This window comes from Streptomyces sp. NPDC002490 (genome assembly GCF_040296045.1).
Lineage (GTDB): Bacteria > Actinomycetota > Actinomycetes > Streptomycetales > Streptomycetaceae > Streptomyces.
This window is the reverse complement of record NZ_JBEOWM010000013.1, coordinates 56152-80530: the sequence shown is the minus strand read 5'-3', so window position 1 is coordinate 80530 and position 24379 is coordinate 56152. Positions and strand designations below refer to the sequence as shown.

Here is a 24379-nt window from a genome sequence, read left to right as displayed (position 1 = left end):
CGCGGCCCGGTGCCGCGGAGCCGAAGTCGTGGGAGCCGGCCCTCCCGCCCGGGGTCCCGTCGGGCGGCGGACGTCAGCGCTTCCAGACGGTCGCACGCCAGGTCGTCGCCTTGTCCGCGCCGTCGGTGCCCACGGCGAATCCGGCGATCACTCCGGCGTCGTTGATCGCGAACGCCGCGGCGTAGGGCCCGAGGGGCGAGGGCGGCAGCGGGACGACCGTGCCGTCCGGCTTCCACAACAGGGCCTTGTCCAAGGCGGGGTTACCGGCCGGCGGCCACGCGTACCCCACGGCCGCACCCCGGTTGTTGATCGCCAGCACCTCCCCGGCCGCTTCCGCCGGGTTGGGGAGCACGGTCCGGGTGCCGTCCGCGTTCCAGCGGGCCGTGTCGCCGTTCGGGTCGTCCTCCAGGGAGGCGCCCACGGCGGTACCCGCCCGGTTGACGTCGTAGCCCCGCCCGGGCCCGGCGTCGCGGACGGTGCCGTCGGCCGCCCACACCAGGACCCGGTCGTACGTCGTGCTTCCGGCCAGCCGCCCGTGGCCGAGGACCACCCCGTTGTCGGTGATCCGGCTCGTCCGGGCCCCGACGAAGCCCGCCGGGAGGGGCAGCGCGCTGACGGCGCCCGCCGCGTTCCAGCGCACGGGGTGCGCGGGCGCGTCGGTGCCGTCGCGCTTCTCGGTCCACCCGACCGCCGTGCCCGCGTTGTTGATCGATTTCGCCGTGCCGCTGTCGTCGCCGGGGAGCACGGGCAGGTCGGTCCTGCTGCCGTCGGGCTGCCAGCGCAGCGGAAGGGAGCGGTCGTTCCCCGCGGACGCCTCACCGGCCACCGTCCCGGAGTCGTTGACGGCCGACGCCTTGCCGCCGCGCGCCCGGTCGGGAAGCGTCAGCCGGGTCGGGGCGGCGCCCGGCGTCCAGCGGACGGGGTGGGAGTCGGCCGGGTCGTCGTAGGACAGACCGACCGCCCATCCGCGGTCGCTGAGCGCGGTCGCGGTGCTGAACTGCTCACCGGGTAGCGGCGCCAGCCGGGTGTAGCCGGGGCGTCTCGCGTTCCACCGGATCGCGAGCGGTCCGGTGGAACCCTCGGTGTAGTACTCGCCGACGATCGTGCCCCTGCCGTTGAGGTCCTTGACGAAGCTGTGGAGGCCGCCCGGCGGGATCGGGAGGAGCCGCGCGGTCAGCGGTCGTTCGGAGGATTCGGCCACCGCGACGGGTGCGGAGCCCAGGAGGAGCAGGGCCGTTGCCGCTGCGGCGAGGGGGACGGATCGGGGAACGCGCACACGGGTCATTTCGAACACTCCTGATCTCTTCGACGACAGGGACGTACACATGGGGTACTGCGTTCGTTCCAGGCCAGCGAGGAGCCCGAGCCGGCGCTCAAGTTTCCTTCCCTGACGAGCTGTTGGCAGCTCGATCCCCGAAACGGCCGGATGCGCACGCACGTTCGGCTCGGGTCGTCCCTTCCGTCGCTCGACGCCTCCCCCGACACATCGGCACCCGACTTCCGGGCGAGGGCGCCCCAGCAGCGCTTCCGTCCCGCGGCGATGGTCACGGCCGACGGGCGGTGAGCGTCCTCGTCCGTCCGCGTGCGCTGGGGAACTGCGGCGAATTCCGGCCACCGCCCGCGAGGACCCGCCCCGGCGACAGCGCCCTTCACCCGGACGGGGACGCTTCCCCCGACCCGAGGGGGGAGCCGCCGATGGCCCACGCGCCCCTCCCGGGCGACCTGACGGTGTGGGCGGCGCCGGCTTTCCGTTCCACCGCACCCGCCCCGACGGCGGGCCGGGACCTCAGAGGAAGTTGTTCGGCCAGATCATGGTGCGCCACATGTGGGCCACCGGGGACCCGTCGAAGCCCAAGCCCTGCGCGGGCTGGCGGAAGTTGCGGCCCACCACGTCCTCGAAGTCCTCGAACTCCACGTGCTTCTCGGGGTCGAAGGCGTACACGTCGTTGAGGGTGACCACCCGGGCGGACATGTACCAGCGGTGGCGGCGGGCTTCGAGGTAGGCGAGCCGGGTGTGAGCAGGCGGCCGGTAGTCGGCGCCGAAGAAGTCCACGTACGCCTCCGGGTAGCCGTAGCCCACGCTCTCGTCGGGGAAGTAGCGCAGGACCTCGTGCTGACGGATGGCCCAGGCGACCTCCTCGTCCACGTAGGGGCCGACGAGTTGGGCACCCCAGTGCCCGTGCTGGCTCCGCACCAGGCCGCCGAGAGAGATGTCGTGGAGCAGGCAGGCCAGCACCACCTTCTCGCTCATGCCCTGCTGTCGGGCCCGGAGTGCGCTGTGCAGCATGTGCCGGGCGACGAAGGGGTCGAGCGCGAGCCGCAGCCGGAAGAAGTCGGCGAGGGTGGGCCGCTCGGGCATGGCGGGAAGGGCCTCGTTGTCGCCCATCATGAACACCTCCCCCGGCCCGAGCGAGGACAGCCTCCGGTCCCCGGAGAGGTGGGCGTCGGTGCCGAGCGTCGCGACCGCCGACGGACAGATGACGCGGACGTGGTGGTGCTGACCGTGAGGCATGCAGGACCCTTCCGAACGGACCGTGTGTGCTCCGGGGCCGATCCCACCAGAAAGATCAAAACGCGGGACGCCGCGTTCACCCGTGCGGCGGAGCGCGCCGACGGGAGTCGCCCGGATCGCCGCAGTCCGGGCCGGTCCCCCGGCCCGGGCGGTCCCGGCAGGGCGGGGCCTCGCCCGGTCGACCTCCGGTTCGTCCGGCCCGGGGGCCCGGAGGCCCGGCCCCGCCTTCCTCCAGCAGGCTCCGCGCGGCCCGCTGCCTGGCAATCCACGGCGATCCGGCCACCCATGAGACATATCTATCAAATACGATGTTTTGTGACTTTGAATGCATTTCTTGAGAATCATGTTCATTAGTGTGGTACGCCATGAACACCCTCCCCCCTCGCAGTGTCGCCGTCGTCCTGGGCACCCGCCCCGAGCTGGTCAAGCTCGCCGAGCTGATCCGGCTGCTGGGCCCCACCGCCCGCATCCTGCACACCGGCCAGCACTACGACCCGGAGCTGTCCGGCGGCTTCCTCGACGAGCTACGGGTGCCCGAGCCGGAGTTCCTGCCCGGGGTGGGCGGGCGACCGCGCGCCGTCCAGGTCGGAGCCGCCCTCGCAGCGCTCGACGCGGGCTTCGAGGCGGCGCCCCCGCTCGCCGTGGTCGTCCAGGGCGACACCAACGCGGCCCTGTCGGGAGCACTGGCCGCCAATGCCCGGGACCTGCCCCTCGTGCACGTCGAGGCCGGGCTGCGCAGCCACGACCGCGCGATGCCCGAGGAGCACAACCGCGTCGTGATCGACCGGATCGCCGACGTCCTCTGCGCGCCGACCCCCGGGAACCGGGAATCCCTCCTCGCCGAGGGCATCGCGGCCGAGCGGATCACGGTCACCGGGAACACCGTCGTCGAAGCGGTCCGCGACCACCTTCCTCCGCCGGGTGAGCGAGCGGCCCTGCTGAACGGGCACGGGCTGACCGCCGACGGATACGTACTGGCCACCGTGCACCGGCCCGAGAACACCGACGAGGTCCCCGCCCTCGCCGCGGTGCTGGGCGAGCTCGCCCGGATCGGCGGGGAACTGCCCGTGGTCCTGCCGCTCCACCCCCGGACCCGCGCGCGGATCGCCGCGGCCGGTCTGGACCCCCTGCTCGCCCCGGTGACCGTCCTGCCCCCGAGCGGGTACGGGACCTTCCTCGCCCTGGCCCGCCACGCCGCCGTCATCGTCTCCGACTCCGGGGGCGTACAGGAGGAGACCACCGTCCTCGGCCGCCCGCTGGTGGTGGTGCGCCGCTCCACCGAACGCCCCGAGGCGCTCGCCGACTTCGCCGAGCTCACCCCGCCCGGGCCGGGCATCACGGCCGCCGTCCGACGCCGACTCGCCGAGGGCGCCGAGGGCCTGCGCCGCCTGGCCGCCCTCCCCAGCCCCTACGGCGACGGCAGCGCGTCCCTGCGGATAGCCGGCCTCGTCGAGCGAGCCGCCCGCACCGGCGCACACCACCCGTCCGCGCCGGCCCGGGCGGCGACGCCCGCGTGACGGCCACGGAGGCGGACCGTCCCGACCGGACGGCGCCCCTCCCCCGCTGACCCGTCCCATCGCCCCCGCCCCACCGGAGCACCCGTGAGCACCAGCCACCTCCTGTACCTCTTCCCCTTCCTCCTCCTCGCCTGTTTCTTCGTCTACTGGGCCGGGGCCCGCACCGCGTACGCGCGGCGCGTCCCCACTGCGAAGGGCGACCCCACCGCCCACGACTGGCACTTCTTCGTGCCGTGCCGCGACGAGGAGGCCGTCATCGCCACCACCGTCACCCGGCTGCGCTCGGACTTCCCCACGGCCCGCGTGTGGGTCGTCGACGACGCCAGCGAGGACCTCACCGCCTCGATCGTGGCCCGGCTGGCCGACCGGGACCCGGCGGTGCGTCTGGTCTCCCGGCGTCTCCCCGACGCCCGGACCGGCAAGGGTGCCGCGCTCAACGCCGCCTACGCGGCACTCGGCGCCGAACTCCACGGCGCCGACCGCGACCGGGTGGTCGTCTGCGTCGTCGACGCGGACGGCCAGGTCTCACCCGAGGCGCTCGACCGGGTCAGCGGCCCGGACGGCTTCGCCGACCCGGAGACCGGCGGCGTGCAGATCGGCGTCCGCATGCGGAACACCGACGACCCCCGCCCCCTCCCCCACCGGGGACGGCTCGCCAACGCCTACGCCCGCCTGCTGATCCGGGTGCAGGACATGGAGTTCGCCACCTCCAACAGCGGCATGCAGTTGCTGCGCCGCCGCACCGGTTCGGTTGGCCTCGGCGGCAACGGCCAGTTCACCCGGCTCACCGCCCTCGACCGCATCGCCGCCGCCGAAGGCGGACGGCCGTGGCAGCACGACGCGCTCCTGGAGGACTACGAGCTGGGCCTCCAGATGCGTCTCACCGGCCACCGGGTCACTCATGTCCACGACACCTGGGTGACCCAGGAGGCGCTCCCCCACACCCGCCGCTTCCTCGCCCAGCGCACCCGTTGGGCCCAGGGGAACATCCAGTGCGTCCGCATGGCGGGCCGCATCGTCTCCTCCCGTCACTACCGCCTCTCGGGCGTGCTCGAAGCCCTCTACACCTTCTTCCAGCCGCTCGCCCATCTGGTGACCCTGCTGCTGACGGTGGTCATGGTCGCCGCCCTCGTCATGGACGACGGCACCACCCTCGCCACCTGGCCCCTGGCCCTCCTGCTCGCGGCCGCTTCCCTCGTGCCCTTCCTCCTGTGGGGCCCGGTCTACCGACGGGACTTCGCTCCGGGCCGCTCCCGGTTCACGGGCCTGCTCTGGGGGCTGGCGCTCTGGTTGTACGCCTACCACCTCTTCGTCGTCTGCACCCGCGCCTGCCTCCGGATTCTGCGGGGCCGCACCGGCTGGGCGAAGACCCGGCGCAACGCCGAGAAGGCGGGCATCGGCCCGGTCGCCATCGAGTCCTGAGCCCCGTCCGTCGCGGGCCGGGCCGCACCGGGGGCCGTCCGCCCGGGGTCAGCCGCGGGGCGCCGCTCACCGGTGCGCCCCGGGGGCGGAGGACTCCGCGACCGACTGTCCTCGCCGACGACCGATCGGCCTGGGCGCCCGGGGCGTCAGGGGCCGCTCACCTCACGGACTGCCCGATGCGGCGACGAAGGTGTACGCGCCGAGTTCGAGGAACAGGGCGTCCGCGGTCTCGGGCACGCCGGTGAGGGGGACGGCCAGTCGCCGTTCGCGCGTTCCGGCGTTCCTGGTCACCGGGTTGTAGGCCCGCAGGACGATCCGGGCGTCGCACGGGAGGGGTTGGTCGAACTGGACCGCGACCGTCACCGTGCCGGAGTAGTTGGCGGGCAGGAGGACGGAGCGCGTGTACCCCTCGTCGGTACCGGGGGCATAGATCTGGGCCGTCAGGCTGAACGGCGCCTGCTGGTCGGTGTTGGAGAAGGTCGCGGTGCCGGCGGGCAGATCCGTTCCGGAGACCCCGAAGACGAACCGGGTCGGAGTGTCGTTCAGGTTGACGACGGCCAGGTCGGAGAGGACGTACCGGGTTCGCTGGCACGGGATGACGTCGATGTTGCGCCAGCCGACGTTGGGGTTGTACCTGACCCAGTTCAGGTAGTCGACGAGCGAACTGAACGTCGGCAGTCGAGGCGGCATGGGGTGGGCGGGGGTGTCCACGGTGGCGATCATGCAGTAGTGGCCCGGCGGCACCTCGCTCGGCCAGACGAAGGCGGACCTGCTGACGCAGATCTGCCCGGGGGGCACCTCCCGCCCGCCGCCCCGGACGGTGAACGGCACGGTGGTGCCGCCGCCCTCCGCGGGGATCGGCGTCCACGCCCGCGGGTCCAGGAGCAGCCCTCCGGGGGCGTAGTACAGCCTGACGTCGCCGGAGGCGGGGCAGCCGGTCCTCAGGTTCTTGCCCCGGACGTAGATGCGGTTCAGCGCCCCGTGCACCACGGGGTGGCCCACGCCGAGGTCGGGACCGCCGTAACTGGACTCCAGCAGGTCGAAGTCGAGGATGTCGCTGCCGAAGGGGATGATGTCCGGGGACTCCCAGACGGGGTTGGACGTCGGGGTCTGCCCCACGTCCGGGAAGTTGTCGCGGACCAGGATGTCGTTCCAGTTGGCGGCCGTGTTGATGATTCCTCCTGAGTGCGGGGTGATGACCGGATGGAGGACGGGCTCGGGTACGTCCTGTGCGGCCTTCGCGCACCGGAGGTGCACGTCCTTTGGGGGTGGTCCCGCCGTCCGTCGGGCGCAGTTCTGGTGCCGAGGGGCGGGCGTCGGATGCCACGTGCGGGCAGCACCGGCGTTCGCGCGCGGTGCGGTGTCCCCGAATGCCTCGTCGGGACGCCCTGCGGACCGCCGCGGGGCAGCCGTCCTCATCGGCGACCGCGTAGTGGGGCGCCGGATGCGTCGGTGAGCCGGTCCTGTCGTATCGAGACGGCGAATGCGCCTGCGCCGCAAGCGGATCCCCCGTGCAGGGGTTCCGCGGGGAAGCATCCCGATGCAGCCACTGTAGGGGGCTCGCCGTGCTCGGCCCAATCACCTGGACGAGTGAAGGCGCGGCGTGCTCCGTTGCCGTGCGCCCGAGCGGGGCCGTAGCCCGAGCGGGGGCCGGTGCGGGGCGCTGATCAGGAGCGCCCGATGTCCGTCGCGACCGCATCCACCCTCACGCCCCGGCGCTGAGCCTCCCGAGGGCCTCGGCACTGGGGCTGCCGGGTTCGGCGTGGTAGACGACCAGTTGCTGGCCGGGGGCGTCACGGACGTCGAACACGTGGTGGGTGAGGGTGAGGGCGCCGACGTCCGGGTGGTGGAAGTGCTTCTTTGCCCGGGACTTTCCGCGCACCGTGTGCGTGCGCCAGATCCGCGCGAAGTCGGCGCTGAGAGCGTCGAGTTCGGCGATGAGACCGTGCAGTCTCGGGTTGTCCGGATCGATGCCGTACGCCTGCCGCAGATGGCCCACCACCGTCTCGGCCGTGCGGTCCCAGCGGGAGTGGAACCGCCGACCGGCCGGTGCGAGGAGAACCATGCGGGCCAGGTTGTCCATCGGTGCGAAGGGGGAGTACAGGGCCCGGGCCGAGGTGTTGGCGGCCAGGACGTCCAGGCTCGGGTCGATGACGAACGCCGGGGTGCCGGGGTAGCCGGCCAACAGGGCGCGGAGCGCGGGGTCGACCCGGGAACCGGTGGCAAGCGGCTGCTGCCGGGAGGCCGTGGTGCCGGCCAGCCGGTGCAGGTGCTCGCGGGCGTCGGCGTCCAACCGCAGCGCGCGGCCGAGCGCGTCCACCACCTGGGCGGACGGGCGGCGTTCGCGTCCCTGCTCCAGGCGTGCGTAGTAGTCCGCGTTGACCCCCGCCAGTACGGCGACCTCCTCGCGGCGCAGTCCGGCCACCCTTCGCACGCCGTGGCTCGGCATCGCGACGTCCTCGGGCCGTACGGCGGCCCGCCGCGCTCGCAGGAACTCCCCCAGGTGGTTGTCGGCCATGAACCCAAGGCTAGGCCCGGGTACGGCGTGCTGCCTGGGTGCGGTGCACCCGGGCAGCACACGGCCTGGGCCGCTGGACGCCCCGAGCCCAGGATGGGGGTCCTCCGAGAGGAAGGCGACAGGCCGTGACGGACATGACGACGAAGGTCATCGCGATCACCGGTGCCAGCAGCGGGATCGGCGAGGCGAGCGCCCGGCGGCTCGCCGCCGACGGGCACCGTCTGCTCCTGGGAGCACGGCGCACCGACCGGCTGGACCGGCTGGTGGCGGACATCACCGCTGCGGGCGGTACGGCGGCGGCCCGGCGCCTGGACGTCACCGATGCCGTGGACGTCCGGGACTTCGTGGCGGCGGCCGGCGAACGGTACGGCCGGTTGGACGTGATGGTCAACAACGCCGGAGTGATGCTGCTGTCACCGCTGGAAGCGCTCAGGACGGAGGAGTGGGACCGCATGATCGACGTGAATCTGAGGGGTGTCCTGCACGGCATCGCCGCCTCGTTGCCCGTGATGCGGGCGCAGGGCGGCGGGCACATCGTGAACGTCGCCTCCGTCGGCGCCTACGAGGTCTCACCGACCGCCTCCGTCTACTGCGCCACCAAGTTCGCGGTCCGCGCCGTCTGCGAGGGCCTGCGGCAGGAGTCCGCCGGTGACGTCCGGGTCACCCTGGTCTCGCCGGGCGTCACCGAGTCCGAACTCGCCGACCACATCTCGGACCCCGCCGCCCGCGAGCTCATGCGGACCTACCGCGCCGTGGCCCTGCCCGCCTCCGCGGTCGCGGACGCCATCGCCTACGCCGTCTCCCGCCCCCCGCAGGTGGACGTCAACGAGATCGTCGTCCGACCCGCCGCGAGCGCGCAGTGACGGCAGCGGGCAGACAGGCGTGCGGCCCGGGGCATGCCGGCAGGGCCGTCCCGGGGCAGTCGGCCGCGATCACCTTGACGCGTCCGGGGAACCGGACCGCCGGTTCGGTGTCCGACGCGGGCCGGGCCCGTGCCATGACCGCCGCGTCACCGTCTCGGCCAACTCCCGGTCCGTGAAAAGCCCTTTCAGTTCGACCGTGTCGATCAGGTCCGCGACCTTCAGTTCGCCCAGGACCGACCTGCTGCCGGAGGGCGACCAGTCGGGGGCCAGGCTGACAGGGCGATGTCCAGCACCATCAGGCCCCACACCAGTCGCGCCTGGTCACGGCGCGCGGCGTGTCGGTCCAGCACCTCGCGCACCGCCGCGCCGCTCAGGAATCCGTCGGCGCACGGCCGGGGCCTGGCCAGGACGTCGGTCGCGCACCGCCAGAGCCCGGTGCCCGGCGCCAGGAAGCTGTCGACGGGGAAGGTGAACGGCTGCTTCTGCCGGGTCCGGACCGATTCCGGAACGAGCGGACGGCCCGCGTCCCGGAGGATCCGCTTGCGCCGCCCGGCGGCGCCTTCAGCGGGTCGGGGGTGCGCCGGGCGAACTCGGTGACGGCCGGCTGGCAGTAGGGGACACGGCCCTCGATGCCGTGGGCCATGGAGAGGTGGTCGAGCTCGCGCAGGTTGAGGCCGGGCAGTTTGTGCAGCCGGTCGAAGGTGAGCAACTGCTCCAGGCGGGAGGGGCGGGCCGGCAGAACAGTGCGAGGGCACTGTCGCGGCTGCTGCCGCGGGCCGGCCGGTCTCCGCTGTCGGCCGCTCCCCCTCCCGGGCGTCGTCACCGTGCGGTCACTCGCCCGCACGGCTCACCCGGTTCCGGGGCGGGCGTGTCGGGGCCTTACCGTCCGCGGGTTCCGAGTAGAACTGCTGTGCCCACTGCCGGTAGCGGCCGATCGGACCGTCGCCCTTGGCGAGCTTCGGAGCCTCGACGTGCTGCTGGTGGTGCCACATCAGCAGGTCGGCGCCGGTGTCGACGCTCGCCACCCGCTGCATGACGGTGCTCGCCAGCCGGGCGAGCGGGGTCGCCACCGCGCGGCCCAGCCGTGCTGGCAGCCCGGGAACGCCGTTCAGCTCCAGCTTCGTGCCGAACCGCAGCTCTATCCGACCCGGGGAGGTCGGCGTCGCGTGCAGCAGGACGTACAAGGTGCCGAGCTCCCGGGGCAGTTGCGTCCGCGCGGCGATGGTGGCGAGTCCGATCACGGTGAGGGTGTACGACGGGCGGAAGCCCCGCATGGCGGTGCCGCGCGCGGTCGCGGTGACCGTGCTGACCGGCTTCCCCGGCTCGGGCGTGCCCTCGATGTCGAGGTCCCGCAGGCCGTGCAGCGCGGGCAGGTGCCCCCAGTCGAAGGCGTTCTCGATGACGTCCTGGGGATGCCCCGCGATGTCGAAGGTGTCGTGGCTGAACGGCTGCCGAACGTCCATGGGAAGCACCGGGACCTCCCACTGCGGAGGCAGCCCGAGGGCGTGCCACCACACGTAGACCCCGCCGTTGGCCTCGCACACCGGGTACGGGGTCAGGGACGCCTTCGGCGGGGTCAGACCGTACCCCGTGCGGACGCACGTCCCCGACGGGTCGAAGGCGAACCGGTGGAACGGGCAGACGAGGTCCTCGCCCTCGACGGAGCCGCCGACCCCGAGGTGCGCCCCCAGGTGGGGGCAGTGCGGGCGCACGGCGCGCAGCAGTCCCCGCCCCGTCCGGTACAGGACGACCTCCGCCCCGGCGAGCCGTCGGGTGGTGAGCGCCCCCGGCCGCAGTTCGTCGGAGAAGGCCAGGCAGAACCATCCGTTCGGGCGGGGCCGGACGGGACCGCCGAGGGAGTCCGCCGGGGCGGCCCCGGGTCGCCGGACCCCGCGCTCGACGAGGAGCTGTTTCACGAGGGGCTTCAGATGCGGCTTCATGGCGTCACTCCTGGTGCTTCACGGGGCAGCCCACGTCGTCCGGCAGGCCCGGCGAGGGGCCGTCCTCCGGCGCGTCCGGCGGGGCGGACCCGGAGGGGGGCCGTGCCGGACGGTCGTCCGCCGCGCTGCCGGGCCCACCGGACGGCCGCCGCTCACGCAGCCTCAGGATCATCCCGCGCGAGCTCAGGCTGGTCTCCACCTTGGGCCGGAAGGGCTGTTCGCCCGCGGGCAGCAGCTCCCAGCGGGCGACGACCGCGGTCAGGGCGATCACCGCCTCGGTGAGCGCGAACTGGTCGCCGATGCACTTGCGGGGGCCCGCGCCGAACGGGATGTAGGCGGCCCGGTCCGGCTGGCCGTCGAGCCAACGGTCCGGGTCGAACAGTTCGGGATCCGGATAGAGGTCCGACCGGTGGTGCAGCAGGTAGGGGCTGAGGACGAGGGTGCTGCCCTCCTTGAGCAGCACCCCGCCGAGGACGGCGTCCTCCCGGAGCGTGCGGGTCATCATCCAGGCCGGCGGATACAGTCGGAGGGTCTCCGTCACCACCCGGGAGGCGAGGCCGGACGAGGGAACCCGCGTCGGATCGAGCCGCCCGCCGCCGAGGACCCGGTCGGTCTCGTCCTGGAGGCGGCGCTGCACCTCCGGGTTGACCGCCAGCAGATGGAACGCCCAGGCCAGGGTGATGGCGGTGGTTTCCATCCCGCCGAGGAAGAACGTCAGGGCCTCGTCGGCCAGTTCGGAGTCGTCAAGCTGCCGCTTGCCTTCCTCGCTCTCCTCGTCCACCGCCGCGATCAGGGTGGACAGCAGGTCTCCCCGATCCGCCGGATCGGCCCGTCGCTCCGCGACGATCTCCGCGATGGTGGCTGAGAGCCGCTCCCGGGCGTCGTCGTACTGGCGCTTCTTCGGGGTGGGCAGCTCGCGCAGCGGGCCGGGCACCATCATGCGCCGGAAGAAGGCGGAGACGATGACGGCGGTGTCGGCCAGCGAGCGACTCATGGTCTCGGCCGACAGCGCGCCGCTGAACATCGTCTCCATGGTGGCCCGGGTCGTCAGCGTCATCATCTCCTGGGTGATGTCGAGGGCGTCTCCGTCCTCCCAGGAAGCCGCCCTCGCCTCGGCGGCGCGGGCGAACACCGCCGCGTACCCGGTGATGCGGCCGGGGTGGAACGACGGCTGGCACAGCCGCCGTTGCCGCCGGTGCAGGGTGTAGGAGCAGGTCGACAAGCCGTCGCCGATGACCTCGCTGATCCGGTCGTAGATCGGGCCGCCCTTGTCGAAGACCCGGTCGTTGAGGAACACCTGCCGGGTCAGGGCGGGATCGCAGACCATCACGGCCGTGCTGGGGCCGAGCCGGACCCGGACCATCCTGCGGTACCCGGACAGCGACGAGATGAAGGCGAGCGGATCGCGCAGCAGGGGCAGCGCGTGGCCCAGCAGCGGCAGGGCGCCGGGGGCGAGCGGCACCTCCGCCGCCGTCACGGTGGTCGTATCGGTCATGAATGCCCTTCCCGAGGGGTGGTACGGGCCGCCGCCGGGGGCCCCGCGTCGCGGGTGACCTCCAGCAGCGCCGTGGTCCAGCGGAAGCCGAAGCCGAAGCTCACGACGAGGACGCGATCCCCGGCCCGCAGGGGGCCGGAGCGGAACAGCCGGTCGAGGGCGAGCAGGGCGTCGGACGGACCGGCGTGGCCGAGGTGGCGTCCGAAGGTCCAACTGGTGTCGTCGGCGCGGATGCCCAGCGGGGTGTCGGAGAGCACGAGGTCGAGCACGACCGCCCCGATCGCGATGGGCACCACCCGGGTGATGTCCTCCGGTCGCGCCCCTGCCTCGTCCAGGACGTTCTCGATGCCGCGCCGGGTGCCCCGGCGCAGGGTGTCGACGTGGGGCACCAGCCCGGTCTCCTCCAGGCGGAAGTGCCTGCCGGTGTGCGGGGAGGCCCGGGTCAGCACCTCCAGGTACGGCTCGGTGACCTGTGAGGTGGCCACCAGCCGGGCCAGACCGGGGCCCCGGGTGAGGACGGCGGCGGCCCCGGCGTCACCGGCCACGTAGCCGTCGTCCCGGACGTGCCCCCACCGTGCCCCTCGGGGAACCGGGCGCCGGCGGTGACCAGGACGGCCCGCGCCGCGGGGCGCGCGGTGAGGTGGTCGGCCGCCGTGACCAGCGCGGCCGTGCCGCCGTCGCTCGCGGCTCCGAGTTCGAGACCGGCGGTGTCCCGGCCGCCGAGCACGCGGAGCAGATAGGTCCCGGGCGTGAAGTGTTCCTCGTCCTGGAAGTTGGCGTGCACCAGCAGGCTCAGGTCCTCGCGGGTGACGCCCGCGTGCCGCACCGCGCGCAGCCCGGCCCTGGTCGCCATCTGGGTGGCCGTGGTGTCCTTCGCGACGGCGGACGACGTGAAGCCGTTGAGCGCCGCCGCCGAAGGCCGTCCGGGAACCGGTCCGCTCCAGGGGTCCCGGTCGGGTCTGATCGGGGGGATCCAGGAGCCGGTCCCGGCGATGGAGATGTCCCGCCACAACACTGTTGCCTCCTCGGGCCGTTAGGAGAGGGACGGCTGGGGTGCGCCGGACCTGGGTCGCAGCAGGGTGCCGCTGTGGTCCGGGGCGTGCGCGCTGACCCCGCTGATCCGGGCCAGTACCCGCCCGTCGTCGGAGGTGGCGGTCAGGACGCCGTCGGCGTAGCCGCCGTACAGCCGGACACCGGGGTGTTCCGCTCCGATCTCGCAGTCGTTGCCCGGGCCGCCGAGGTCGACGGCGTCGAGCCCGGCCATGGGGCCGAACGCGGGCGGGCTGCCGCCGGGGGGCGGGAGCAGCAGCAGGTGCACCATGGCGTCCAGCAGGATCGCCGGGACGGTCGTCCCGGCCAGGACCGGGGCCCAGGTCTCGTGGTCCAGGGCGAACCGGGCGCTGTTGCCGTCCGGCCCCCGGGCGTGGTCGTGGGTTCCGGCGAACGGACCGGTCAGTGAGATCGGCGCGTCGGGGCCGTAGACGGGCACCGCGAACCAGGGTTGCGGCCGGTGGGCGGAGACGTCCGGCGGCGTGGGGAGCTCGGGGAAGCGGTCTGCGAGGAGGACCGTCGTTCCGCACAGCGGGTCGTTGAACCGCAGCACCTTCCCGTTCTGACCGACGCGGTGTGCCGTCATCCGTACGGCGACGCGGGCTCGGTCGCGCCCCTGATCCACCACCCGGGCCTCGACCGTGACGGTGCGCGGTGGCCCCGAGGCCCTGACGGTGACCGAGGAGCGGCAGTCGAGGTTTCGGAAGCCGGTGACGACGAGCCCGGGGCGCAGGACGGCGGCGGCGGCCGCAGCCGCCTCCAGGACGAAGGTGCCGGGCAGCGTGTGCTCGCCGTTGACCCGGTGGTGGCGCATCCACCGTCCGTCGCCCTCGGCGTGGGTCCGCGGGTCCCAGGTCTTGGTGAAGACGGCCCAGTCGCGCCCCCGGTGGAGGACGCCGTCGAGCAGCGGCGAGGCCAGCGCCGGGTCCGGTGGGGCGGGCGGCGGCGCGTCCGGGGCGAGCGGCGGCGCGAGGACGGCGCCGGGGCCCGGGCCGGGGCGGCGACCGCCCGCACCGGGGCCGGGAAGCTCGATCCCGCGGCCGCCCAGCAGGGCGCGCTCCTCGTCTCGTGCGAAGAAGGTCACCCCGCCGGCTGGAGCGTGCGCCAGGACCGAGAGGAACTGCGCGCGTCCCTGTGCGGTGCTGATGTATGCGTCCATCCGGTTGCGCTTGAGGGTCTCCCGCATGGTGGCGGTGCTGGCGACCCCGACCTCCCGCCAGCCGCTCCACAGGATCGCGGTCTCCTGGTGGCCGTCGGGGGCGTCCCGGTGGGCGCGGGCGCTCGCGTACGCGAGGTACTCGTTGACGGCGCAGTAGTCGATGTCGCCGGGCGCGGGCGCGACCGTCGCGAGGGTGCTGAAGTTGCACCAGATCCGGGGCGCGTGCCCGACGAGGGCCCGCTTGAGGGTGCGGTACCCGGTCGCCTTGGTGGCGCGGACCGCCCGGAAGTCGGTCAGCGTCTTGGCGTGCAGTGCGCGTGACCGCAGGTCGAGGACGGAGTTCACGAGCAGGTCGATCCGTCCGTGCCGGTCCAGGACCTCCCGCAGCACGGCGGCGGTCCGGTCGGCGTCGAGGACGTCGCAGATCCGGTGGTGCACCCGGCCGGGACCGCACGCCTCCACGAGCCGGTCCACCGTCCGGCGCACCTCCAGCCGGGCCAGGGCCCGCTCGTAGCGGTCGCGCAGTTCTCGCACCGGCACGCCGGGGTGCTCGCGCCGCCCGGCGAGGATGAACTCGGCCTGGGACGGCAGGGGCTCTCCGGACTCCGACGGCGGTGTGCGGCCGATGACGTACACGTGCGGGCGTTCGGTGGCGCGGGCGACCGCGTGAACGAGTTCCGGGGTGATGCCCCGGGCGCCGCCGAAGGCGACCACGACCCCGCCGGGCGGCAGCGCGGCCGCGCTCGCCGGGACTGGTGGCGCCGGATCGTCCGCGGCCGCGAGGACGGACCAGGAGTCCCCTCGGCAGGCGACGGTGTGCGTCGGCACCCGGACCGCCGCCGCCCGCGCCAGCAACTCCAGCGCGGTGGCGGGGTCCGTCGCGTCACTGAGCAGGGCGATCCCCTCGCACTGCGGCACTTCGGCCCGGACGGAGCGGATCAGTCCGGTGAACAGGCCGCTCAGCGGCGGGGGCAACGCGTCCGGACCCGCGCCCAGGAGCAGTGCGCTGAGCGAACCACCGGACCGCAGGGCCGGTAGCGCCGCCTGGAGGGTGGTGAAGGCGAGGTCTTGGAGGTCTTCGAGGCGGGCGGCCCCGGGCGGATCGTCGGTGCCGTCGTGGTCGGGGAGCCGGGTGAGGATCCTGACGTGGCGCGGGATGAACGGCAGCCCGGCCAGGGCCTCGGCCGCCTCCTCGGGCGGGACGTGGCAGGTGCCTGCGACACCGGGTCCGGGCGACCAGACGGCGGTGTCGGGGCCGGTGGAGAGCACCGCGAGTTCCGGCAGGTCGGTGAGGACCACCGTGCCGGACGGGATGGCCCCTCCGTCCCCCGAAGCGGGGGGAGGGACCGTCGGGACGAGCGCGATGGTCTGCCGTCGACCGGTGAACTCCTCCTCGGAAGCGGCTCGTTCCAGGCGGAACGCGTCATCCACCGGTTCACCGGGAGCCGTGCCGAGGGTCTCCCTCGGCGCGGCGGAGACGGGCACGCTCGCGGTGGCCCGGCTGTCCGGCGTACCGTTCGCCGGTTCCGACGCACCCGGCGGCGTGAACCGGATCAGCGGGGAGCCGGCCGCGGCGGGAGCCACCGTCGCGGCCGTTGCGGTGACGACGCCCCGGACCACCGCGAGCAGGGCGTCGAGCGACAGGTAGGTGTGACCTGCGTCCGCCAGCACGGGCAGGGTGTGCGCGGGCATGACCGGGTCCGTTGACCCGGCTCCGTCGACCGGGGCCGAGAGCGTTCCCAGGATCGGCAGGCCGTGCTCCCGGGCGGTGGAGCGCCGGGCGACCGCCACGACGGCCGCGCCCTCCGCCACGGTCCTGCCCTCCGGCACCAGACCGGAGAGATGCCGGTCCCAGCCGCTGATCGGGCGCAGACAGACCGCGCCGACGAGGGCCAGGTCGCATGCCTGGTGCCGGAGTTGGCGCAGGGCCAGGTCGACGGCGGTGTGCGCGGAGTCCCGGTGGGAGTAGACGCTGGTGCCGAAGGCCCGCAGGTCGTAGTAGTTCGCGGCCCGCCCGGACAGGATGCAGGAGACCGCCCCGGTGAAGTCGTCCTCGTTCAGGTCGCCCGGGATGACCCCCTCGGCCTCCGCCATGCCCTTCGCCAGGTACTCCCTGAGCGTTCCGACCACCTCGGGGTCGGGCAGGATGTCCAGCGCGTCGGCGCACTCACGGGCGTGCACCCGCAGGGCGGCCCGGGTGTTGTGGGTGGTCGGCAGCGCCGAGCCCACGATCACCGCCGTGGCGGGCCGCAGGCCGGTGCCCGCCTCTCCCAGCCCGTCGAGCAGCGGACGCAGGGCCTCCAGCATCATCAGGTGTGCCGCGTCCATGTGCCGCATCGTCAGCGGGGGGATGCGGACCTCACGGGGAGACGGCAGGGGGTACGGGGAGCCGAACCACGCCTCGGGGCGCGGGCCCCCACCGCCCAGCCAGGCGGGCACCGACGCGGTGTCCAGACCCGGGAGGCGGGTACTCCAGCCCACGACGACCAGTTCCTCCGCCGCCGCGTCGGGACCGGGGCCGCGCCGCCCGGCGGGGGCGGCTGGGGCCGCTCGGTCCGAGAGGACCACGTGGGCGTCCGCACCGCCGAGTCCGAACGAGGACACCCCGACCACCCGGGGCCGTTCGTCCGACGCGGGCCAGGGCACGTCGTCCACCGGCACCGTCAGGCGCGTCCCGTCGCCCAGGAGCGGGTGCGGGTCGGTGACCGCGGGCTGCCCGGGAACCGTTCCCCGCTCCAGGGCCACCAACGCGTGAGCGAGGGACACCAGACCGGCCAGCACCCCGGTGTGGCCGAAGACCTGTTTGTTGGAGGTGAGCAGACAGGCCCGTGCGCGGTGCTCGGGCAGCCCGGCGAGCAGCGACCGCAGCTCGGTATCGTCACCCACCGGCGTACCGGTGCCGTGGGCCACCACCCAGTCGACGTCGTCGGCCGTCACGCCCGCGTCGGCCCAGGCACGGGCGATCGCCTGCTCCTGCCCGCGGGTGGCGGGCGCGTGGATGCCCTTGCCCCGGCCGTCGGCGGCGAGGCCGCTGCCCCGGACCACGCCGAGGATCCGGTCGCCGTCGGCCACGGCCCGCGCGTAGGACTTGAGGACGAGCAGGACGGCGCCCTCGCCGATCAGCGTGCCGTCGGCCGACCGGTCGAAGGGACGGACCCGGCCGCTCATCGAGATGCCCTGTGCCCGACAGAAGAGGGTGAACCCGATCGGTTCGATGATCGAGGTGCCCCCCGCGAGCGCCACGTCGCAGGAGCCCTCGCGCAGCGCCTTGACGGCGGCGTCCACGGCGAACAGGCCGCTGGCGCAGGCTGCGTCGAGGGTGAGGTGCTGGGTGTCGTCCGGGGCGAGGCCGCGGAGCGCGTCACGGACCACGGACGCGGGCAGATAGCCCTTCGGGTCGCCGCCGTCGCCGCCGTAGTACGCGCTGATCGCGTGGTCGGCCAGCTCTGCCAGCCACTCGCTGTCCTTCCCCTCGGGGATGGCCCCGCGCACCATGCGCCGGTATTCGTCGCCGAGGACGACCCCCTGGGGTCCGAGCCCCGTCTGGTCGTGGATGCCCGTGGTCGCGGTGAACCACCGGTCCGCGGGGTGCAGCCGCACCCCCTTCAGTGCGTGGACCGCGCAGTGCCGCAGCCACCGGGTCGTCCGGGGGCGCCCCGGATGGTCCGCGTTCCCGTCGGGTTCGGCGGTGGACGCGGGATCCGGTACGAAGGTGTGTACGTACCCCGCCTCCCGCACGTAGAAGGCGTCCGTCATCTCCCGGGTGGGGGCCCAGAAGTGGTCGAGGTCGAAGGCGGACGGTTCGCTGAAGAGGGAAACGCCCTCCCGTAGCCGCTCCCAGAACTCGTCCGTGTCGTTGGCGCCGGGCAGGACGACGCCGAGACCGACGACGGCGACGGCGCCGGGGTCGTCCGCGGTCGAGGTGCCGTGCGCGGCGGCCCGGGCGGGCGCCGGGTCCGGTGCGGACCCGCCCGCCGGGACCGCACCGGTGGGCACCGGGGCCTCGTCCGGCGGCGCGGTCCCGACGGGGGATTCCGGGAGGGGCTCCGTCGGGGGCGCGGCCACGGGCGCTGCCGGGGGGCCGAGGCCGGGTCCGGGAAGGAGGTCGACGGGGGGCTCGACGGGCGCGCCGGCGCGCTCCGCGTGGGTCTCCACGAGGGCACTGGCTCCGGCCCGGGCGGGTTCCGTAGCGGAAACCTGGTCCGCGAACCTGCTCCGGAGCCGGGTTCCCTGCATCCCCGCGATGCTGATGCCGCCGTCCGCGACGATCGTCTGACCCGTGATGAAGCCCGCGTCCTCGTGCAGCATGTGGACGATCAACCGGGCCGCCTCCGGGGTCGAGAGCCGACGGCGCATCATCTCGTGTGCCTCGGGCAGCCCTCCGAGCAGTGTCCGGGGGTCGTCGAGGTTGTCGAAGATCTCGCTGGCCACCGTGCCGAGCAGCACCGTGTTGACGCGGATGCCCGATCCAGCCAGTTCGAGCGCCAGGTAGCGGACCAGGGACTCCAAGGCCGCCTTCGTCACGCCACCCGGGCCGTACCCCGGGATCGGCTGGTGCGCCCCCACCGCGGACAGGCAGAGGATGCTCGCACCCGGGCGCCCGGCCATGAGCACGGCGGCCCGCCGGGAGCAGTGGTAGGCCGCCATCACGTTGGTGGACCAGGCCCGCTGCCAGTAGACGTCGTCGACGTCGAACAGCGGCAGGAAGGCACCGCCCGCAGCGTTGTTCACCAGGATGTCCAGGGCGCCGTGCCGCTCCTCGACGAGGTCGAACATCCGGTTGATCTCGTCGGTCTTGGCCACCGAGGATCGGATGAACTCGCAGCTGAGACCGTCCTGTTCCAGCTCGGCGCGGAGCTGCGCCGCTCGTTCGGCCGAGTGGAAGTAGTTGACGACGACATGGGCGCCGCCGTGCGCCAACTGGCGCACGATGTCCGCTCCCAGGCTTCTCGCCGCACCGGTCACGAGCGCGATCCGGCCCCGTAGGGCGCCCTGGGAGACGGAGGGACTCACGAGGGTGGTCATCGCCCGGCGGCCTCCGCCCAGGAATCCGTGACCGCCCGCGCGATCCTGCCCAGGGTGCCGGAGGTGAGCAGAGAGGTGTTCTTGATCAGGTCCGGCAGCTCGTACCGCTCGGAGACCCGCTTGAGTAGGACGACCTGCTTGAGCGATTCCACGCCGAGCTCGGACTCCAGCCCGTCGTCCTCGCCGAGCAGGTCCGGCGGGTAGCCGAGGAAGTCACCGTAGATGGAGCGCAGTTCGGCCAGCACCGTCTCGTGGTCGAGTCCGGCGGCCCCGGACGCTGCCGGGGCGGGGGACGGGGGTGCGGCGGTGGCCGGGCCGAACGTGGTGACGGGCCCCGGGGCCCTGCGGGACGACGGCGCCAGGGTCACGGGCGCGGGTATCGTCACGGTCCTCGGTTCCGCCGCGCGGGAGGAGGCGGTGTCGTGGGCGACCGGAGCGGGGCGCGGCGGGGCGGGCGGGCGCACGGACTCCCTCTGCTCCGGCGCGCGCGGCGGGTGGGGTCCCTCGGCGGCGGAGTCCGCCGCCAACGCCCGTACGGCCGCGCAGGGATCTCTCTCGCTCAGTGGCACCAGGCACCGCACGCCGGGTACGGACGCCTCGACGAACTTGGTGACGACGGGCCACTCCCCGCACTCCACGAAGACGTCGGCGCCCGCCGCGTGCAGTTCGCGGATGGTGTGCAGCATCCGAACCCGGGCCGTGAGCGCGCCCGCCACCAGGTCCACCGGGTCCTCGTCACCGATGTCTCGCCCCAGCCAGGGCGAGCGTACCCGCCAACGTCCGCCCCCGTAGGGCACGCGGGGTGCGTCGGCCCTGAGCAGCCGGGCCCCCTGTGCCATCGCGGGCGTGTGGGTGGGGTGCGGGACGTCCAGCCGCAGATGGGACCAACCGAACGCGTCGGCCACCCGCTCCACGCGGGCGATCAGCGGCTCGGGCCCGCTGACGACGCTCTGCCGGGGCGCGTTCTCGCAGGCCAGCACGAGGTGGGGGTCGTCGACCAGTCCGGCCAGCGTCTCGGCGCGGCGCCCGTCCACACCGATCGCGAGCATCTTCCCGCTCCAGCCCTGGAGGGTCAGCGCCCGGGACCTGGCGACGGCCAGCCGTGCCGCGTCCTGCACCGACACGTGCTCGGCGGCGGCCAGGGCCCACAGTTCGCCGATGCTCTGTCCGACGATGGCGACCGGCTCGACGCCCTCGGCGACCAGCATGTGGTGGGTCGCCAGGGTGACGGCGAAGATCTCCAGGTACTGGACTTCGGGACCGCGCCGGTCACTCGCTTCGGTCCGCCCGGTCAGACGGGGGCTGATCGCGGGCAACTGCAACTCCCGGGCCGCCTCGTCGATGCGGGAGAGTGCCTCCCGTACGCTCTCGTAGCGGTGGTGGAGGTCGCGGAGGACGCCCCCCCGAGGGGCAGCCACCGTGCCGGGGATGACAAAGACGGAATCGACCACGTACATCACTCTCATCTCGGTCTTGGCCGTCGACGACGTCGCTCGGCATACCGGGGGGGCGTAGGACGTGGCGGTGGCACACCGTGCCGCCGCAGCGCGGTCGCCCGCGCTCTGTGCGTCTTCACCCGTTGATGGCGACGCGGTCCGTGGGCACGGCCCCTGGGCCCGCGCTCGACGGACCGTCGGAACCCGCTCCACCGCGGACACGACGTCGAAGGAATTCGGTCGGTTCTTGCTGCGCTGTCGGGAGCCCGATTCACTCGGACGGGGTCCATGGAATTTCTGTGCGAAAATCCGCGAGGGGGTGGCAGAATTCCGGCGCCGATCTGCTGTCCGGCGTCATTCGACCGGCCCTCGACAGGAGGCGTTCGATGAGTTCCGAAGAAAACTAGGCGGATCAAAATTCAGTTTTCACGGCCGGAGCCTCGACGTCAATCGAACCCTTGATCGTGGCCGATAACGGCCCGTCGGGATCCCGGCGAGAAGGCGGCGGAACCGTCACGGCACCGTCGGCGCAGGGCGACCCGCAGCACCACGCAGAGGCGGAATGCACAGGCCGCCGGGGCCGCCTTGCGGCACGGACCTGCCGTGGAACTGCACCGACCAGCGCACGGAGAATGTCCGGTCCTACCCGTCGCGAACGAGACGGGCCACCCTGCCGGGCAGCCCGTGCCACCTCCTCCCGCAACTCCCGCGGCTCTCCGCACTCGCTCGACGACACCTCGCCGACTTGGGCGAGCAGTTCCGTGGCCAGTTCCGTCCGGTCGGCCATGGCGTGACGGCTCCGGACAGCTCCTCTGCGGTCCACAGCTCCGGGGGCACCCGGAAACCGGGCCTTTCTTTCCCGAGTCGACGGGTCCGCGCTCCCCGCGCTCTCGGATGGTGATTTCCCTGCGCTGCGCCGGGGGCATTCACGCGCCGCGCGGCTCCCACCGCGACGGACGCCGCAGTCGCGGGCGGGGGCGGCGGGGAGCGGCCCTCCAGGCGCGCGGCGCGCACGCCCTCGGGGCGCCGGCGCTCAGCGGTGGGGGCGTGGACAGCGGAGCCTCTTCGAGCCGCGATCCGTTCCCGGAGGTGGGGGCCGGCCGGACGGACCCTGCTCCGACGTCAGATGGGCCGCCCCTTCCGAACAGAGCAACGTAAGGGTAGGCTCACCTAAGTTGATCATTGTGTGTGGTGGAGGAGATCGTGATCGAAGCGCGCTCCGCGCGCCGGCCCCCCCTGGAGGTTCGACCGGCGCGGCAGCGGCTGACAGGTGTCGGCGGCCTCCGTCGCTGGGCCGGGCTTCTCGTGCTGCTGGGAGTGGTCGCGCTGGCCGTGCTGCTCTCCATCGCCCTGGGGACCAAGCCGCTCACCCCAGGCCAGGTCTGGCACGGGCTGTGGAGTCCGGAGGGCCTGGAGGCTGACGTCATCGTCCAGGACCTGCGCCTGCCGCGCACCTGGCTCGGGCTCGTGGCCGGTGCGGCGTTGGGGGTGGCCGGCGCGCTGATGCAGGGTCACACCCGGAACCCCATCGCCGATCCGGTGGTTCTGGGCATCAGCGCGGGAGCCGGAATGTGTGTGGTTGCCGCCGTCTTCCTGCTGGGCGTCTCCGGCCTCCACGGCTACGTGTGGTTCGGATTCCTCGGTGCCGCCGCGGCCAGCCTGCTGGTTCACTCGGTGGGGCGCCTCGCTCGGGGCGGCGCCACTCCCGTCACTCTGGCGCTGGCGGGTGCGGCCGCGCACGCCCTCTTCACGGCACTCACCGCGGGCATGGTGTTGATCGACCGACAGGCTCTGGAGGTCTACCGGTTCTGGACGGTGGGCACCGTCTCCGGCCGCCCGGTGGAACTCGTCGTGCAGATGCTCCCGTTCATCCTGGTGGGTCTGGCACTGGCCGCCACCAACGCCGGCGGGCTGAACGCCCTGTCACTGGGTGAGGACGTGGCCCGGTCGTTGGGCCTGCGGGTGGGACTCACTCGGGCGGTCGGCATGACGGCCATCACCGTGCTGACCGGCACCGCGGTCGCCGTCTGCGGGCCGATCGGCTTCGCCGGGCTGGTCTCCACGCACATCGCGCGGTACTTCACCGGACCCGACTACCGTTGGATCCTCGTCTACTCGGGTCTTCTCGGCGCCTCCCTGGTGGTCCTCGCCGACACCCTCGGCCGTCTGGTCGCCCGCCCCGGGGAGCTACAGGTCGGCATCATGCTCGCGCTGATCGGCGCCCCCGTCTTCATCTACCTGGTGAGCCGCCGAAAGCCCGTGCAGCCATGACCCTTCCCATGACGCCCGGACCGCGTTCCTCAGCACCCGCGGACACCGCCGCCGAGCACGACGGTCCCCGGTCCCGTCGTCGGCCGGCCGTTCTCGCCCGCCGACCGTTGCGCGCCGGCCCGCTCTCCCTCGGCTGGCGCCCCCGGCAGGTCCTGGTGCCGCTGCTGATCGCCGCAGCGCTCCTCTCGGCCGTTGTGGTGAGCACCGCCCGGGGCAGCAGTTCCCTCTCCGCCTGGGAGGTGGCCCTGCGGCTGCTGGGCGGGGGCACTCCGGACCACGACTTCGTCATCTTCGAACTACGGCTGCCGCGCGCTCTGCTCGGTGTTCTGGTGGGCGGCGCGCTCGGACTGGCAGGAGCGATCGTCCAAGGCATCGCGCGCAACCCACTGGCCAGCCCCGACATCCTCGGGATCACCAGCGGAGCCGGGGTCGGCGCCGTCACCGTGATCGTCCTGGGCGGTTCCTACGGCAGCGTCAGCGGCCCGCTGGCCGACATCGGTGTTCCCACCGCTGCCGTGGGTGGCGCCCTGGCCGCCGCCCTGGGCGTCTACCTGCTCGCGGTGCGGCGCGGAATCTCCGGCTACCGGGTGCTGCTGGTCGGCGTCGGGGTGAACGCCGTGCTCGGCAGCGTGCTTTCCTGGCTGCTGGTCAAGGCCGACATCGTGGACGTCGGTCGGGCGCTGGTCTGGCTCAACGGCAGCCTCGACCAGGGCACCAGCTGGTCCGTCGTCCGAACCACCTCCTTGGCGCTGGCCGCGCTGATGCCCGTCGCCCTGATGCTCTCCTTCACCTTCGGGGCCCTCGTCTACGACGAGGACACCGCGCGGGGCCTCGGGGTGCGCATGACCGGGGCCCGGGTGGCCCTGCTCCTCGTCGCCGTGCTCCTCACCGCCACCGCCACCGCGGCGGCCGGGCCGGTCGCCTTCGTCGCACTGGCCGCACCACAGCTGGCCCTGCGGCTGACCCGCACCGGTACGCCGCCGCTGCTCGCCTCGGGCCTGTTGGGGGCAGCCGTCACCGTGTGGGCCGATGTCCTGGGCCGTACCGCCTTCGGCGATCTGCAACTGCCGGTCGGCGTGGTGACGGCCGCACTCGGGGCGCCCTATCTGCTCTACCTGCTCGTCCGCAGTGGAAAGGCGCGTACCTCTTGACTTCTCCCCCTCGTGAACGA

General features: G+C 73.5%; 15 protein-coding genes and 1 pseudogene. 5 read left to right on the top strand and 11 right to left on the bottom strand.

Annotated elements, in window-relative coordinates; all coding sequences use genetic code 11:
* Positions 1–73: 73 nt before the first annotated feature.
* Positions 74–1285, bottom strand: coding sequence for a hypothetical protein (locus ABT092_RS10975; protein WP_351242198.1), 1212 nt, complete (start codon positions 1283–1285; stop codon positions 74–76).
* A gap of 501 nt (positions 1286–1786) precedes the next feature.
* Positions 1787–2512, bottom strand: coding sequence for a hypothetical protein (locus tag ABT092_RS10970; RefSeq protein ID WP_351242196.1), 726 nt, complete (start codon positions 2510–2512; stop codon positions 1787–1789).
* Between the two features lie 365 nt (positions 2513–2877).
* Between ABT092_RS10970 and wecB the strand changes: the two genes are divergently transcribed.
* Together wecB and ABT092_RS10960 are read left to right on the top strand one after the other, a co-directional pair.
* Positions 2878–4029, top strand: a complete 1152-nt coding sequence (wecB, locus tag ABT092_RS10965; RefSeq protein ID WP_351242194.1) for a non-hydrolyzing UDP-N-acetylglucosamine 2-epimerase — start codon at positions 2878–2880, stop codon at positions 4027–4029.
* An 84-nt stretch (positions 4030–4113) separates the two neighbouring features.
* Positions 4114–5451, top strand: a complete 1338-nt coding sequence (locus tag ABT092_RS10960; RefSeq protein ID WP_351242192.1) for an XrtP-associated glycosyltransferase — start codon at positions 4114–4116, stop codon at positions 5449–5451.
* 162 nt (positions 5452–5613) lie between these two features.
* Here ABT092_RS10960 and ABT092_RS10955 read toward each other — a convergent pair whose 3' ends face one another.
* On the bottom strand, positions 5614–6708 hold the full coding sequence (locus ABT092_RS10955) for a hypothetical protein (protein WP_351242190.1): 1095 nt from the start codon (positions 6706–6708) through the stop codon (positions 5614–5616).
* A gap of 448 nt (positions 6709–7156) precedes the next feature.
* Positions 7157–7969 carry a helix-turn-helix transcriptional regulator gene (locus tag ABT092_RS10950; RefSeq protein ID WP_351242188.1) on the bottom strand — a complete coding sequence of 271 codons (813 nt, stop codon included), beginning with the start codon at positions 7967–7969 and terminating at the stop codon, positions 7157–7159.
* Between the two features lie 134 nt (positions 7970–8103).
* On the opposite strand from ABT092_RS10950, the gene ABT092_RS10945 reads away from it, so the two are divergent.
* Positions 8104–8832, top strand: a complete 729-nt coding sequence (locus tag ABT092_RS10945) for an SDR family oxidoreductase (RefSeq protein WP_351242306.1) — start codon at positions 8104–8106, stop codon at positions 8830–8832.
* A gap of 218 nt (positions 8833–9050) precedes the next feature.
* Here the strand turns inward: ABT092_RS10945 and ABT092_RS10940 are convergent.
* The 7 genes and pseudogenes from ABT092_RS10940 to ABT092_RS10910 all read right to left on the bottom strand — a co-directional run bounded on the left by ABT092_RS10940 (position 9051) and on the right by ABT092_RS10910 (position 20919).
* Positions 9051–9655: pseudogene (locus ABT092_RS10940) on the bottom strand (asparagine synthase-related protein).
* 7 nt (positions 9656–9662) lie between these two features.
* Positions 9663–10772, bottom strand: a complete 1110-nt coding sequence (locus ABT092_RS10935; RefSeq protein ID WP_351242186.1) for a Rieske 2Fe-2S domain-containing protein — start codon at positions 10770–10772, stop codon at positions 9663–9665.
* 4 nt (positions 10773–10776) lie between these two features.
* The gene (locus tag ABT092_RS10930) at positions 10777–12267 is read right to left on the bottom strand and encodes a cytochrome P450 (RefSeq protein WP_351242184.1); all 1491 of its coding nucleotides are present in this window, start codon (positions 12265–12267) and stop codon (positions 10777–10779) included.
* A complete protein-coding gene (locus ABT092_RS10925) occupies positions 12264–12752 on the bottom strand; it encodes a 3-oxoacyl-[acyl-carrier-protein] synthase III C-terminal domain-containing protein (RefSeq protein ID WP_351242182.1) in 489 nt (162 codons plus the stop codon). The genes ABT092_RS10930 and ABT092_RS10925 overlap by 4 nt, the downstream gene beginning before the upstream one ends.
* Positions 12710–13282, bottom strand: a complete 573-nt coding sequence (locus tag ABT092_RS10920) for a beta-ketoacyl-[acyl-carrier-protein] synthase family protein (protein ID WP_351242180.1) — start codon at positions 13280–13282, stop codon at positions 12710–12712. Before ABT092_RS10920 ends, ABT092_RS10925 begins: the two co-directional genes overlap by 43 nt.
* 18 nt (positions 13283–13300) lie before the next feature.
* Positions 13301–19501, bottom strand: coding sequence for an SDR family oxidoreductase (locus tag ABT092_RS10915; RefSeq protein ID WP_351242179.1), 6201 nt, complete (start codon positions 19499–19501; stop codon positions 13301–13303).
* Entirely contained in the window at positions 19498–20919 is a 1422-nt protein-coding gene (locus ABT092_RS10910; protein ID WP_351242177.1) for an acyltransferase domain-containing protein, read from the bottom strand. Before ABT092_RS10910 ends, ABT092_RS10915 begins: the two co-directional genes overlap by 4 nt.
* A 1209-nt stretch (positions 20920–22128) precedes the next feature.
* On the opposite strand from ABT092_RS10910, the gene ABT092_RS10905 reads away from it, so the two are divergent.
* Positions 22129–23208, top strand: a complete 1080-nt coding sequence (locus ABT092_RS10905; RefSeq protein ID WP_351242175.1) for a FecCD family ABC transporter permease — start codon at positions 22129–22131, stop codon at positions 23206–23208.
* A gap of 8 nt (positions 23209–23216) precedes the next feature.
* Entirely contained in the window at positions 23217–24359 is a 1143-nt protein-coding gene (locus ABT092_RS10900) for a FecCD family ABC transporter permease (RefSeq protein ID WP_351242173.1), read from the top strand.
* The last annotated feature ends 20 nt before the right edge of the window (positions 24360–24379 follow it).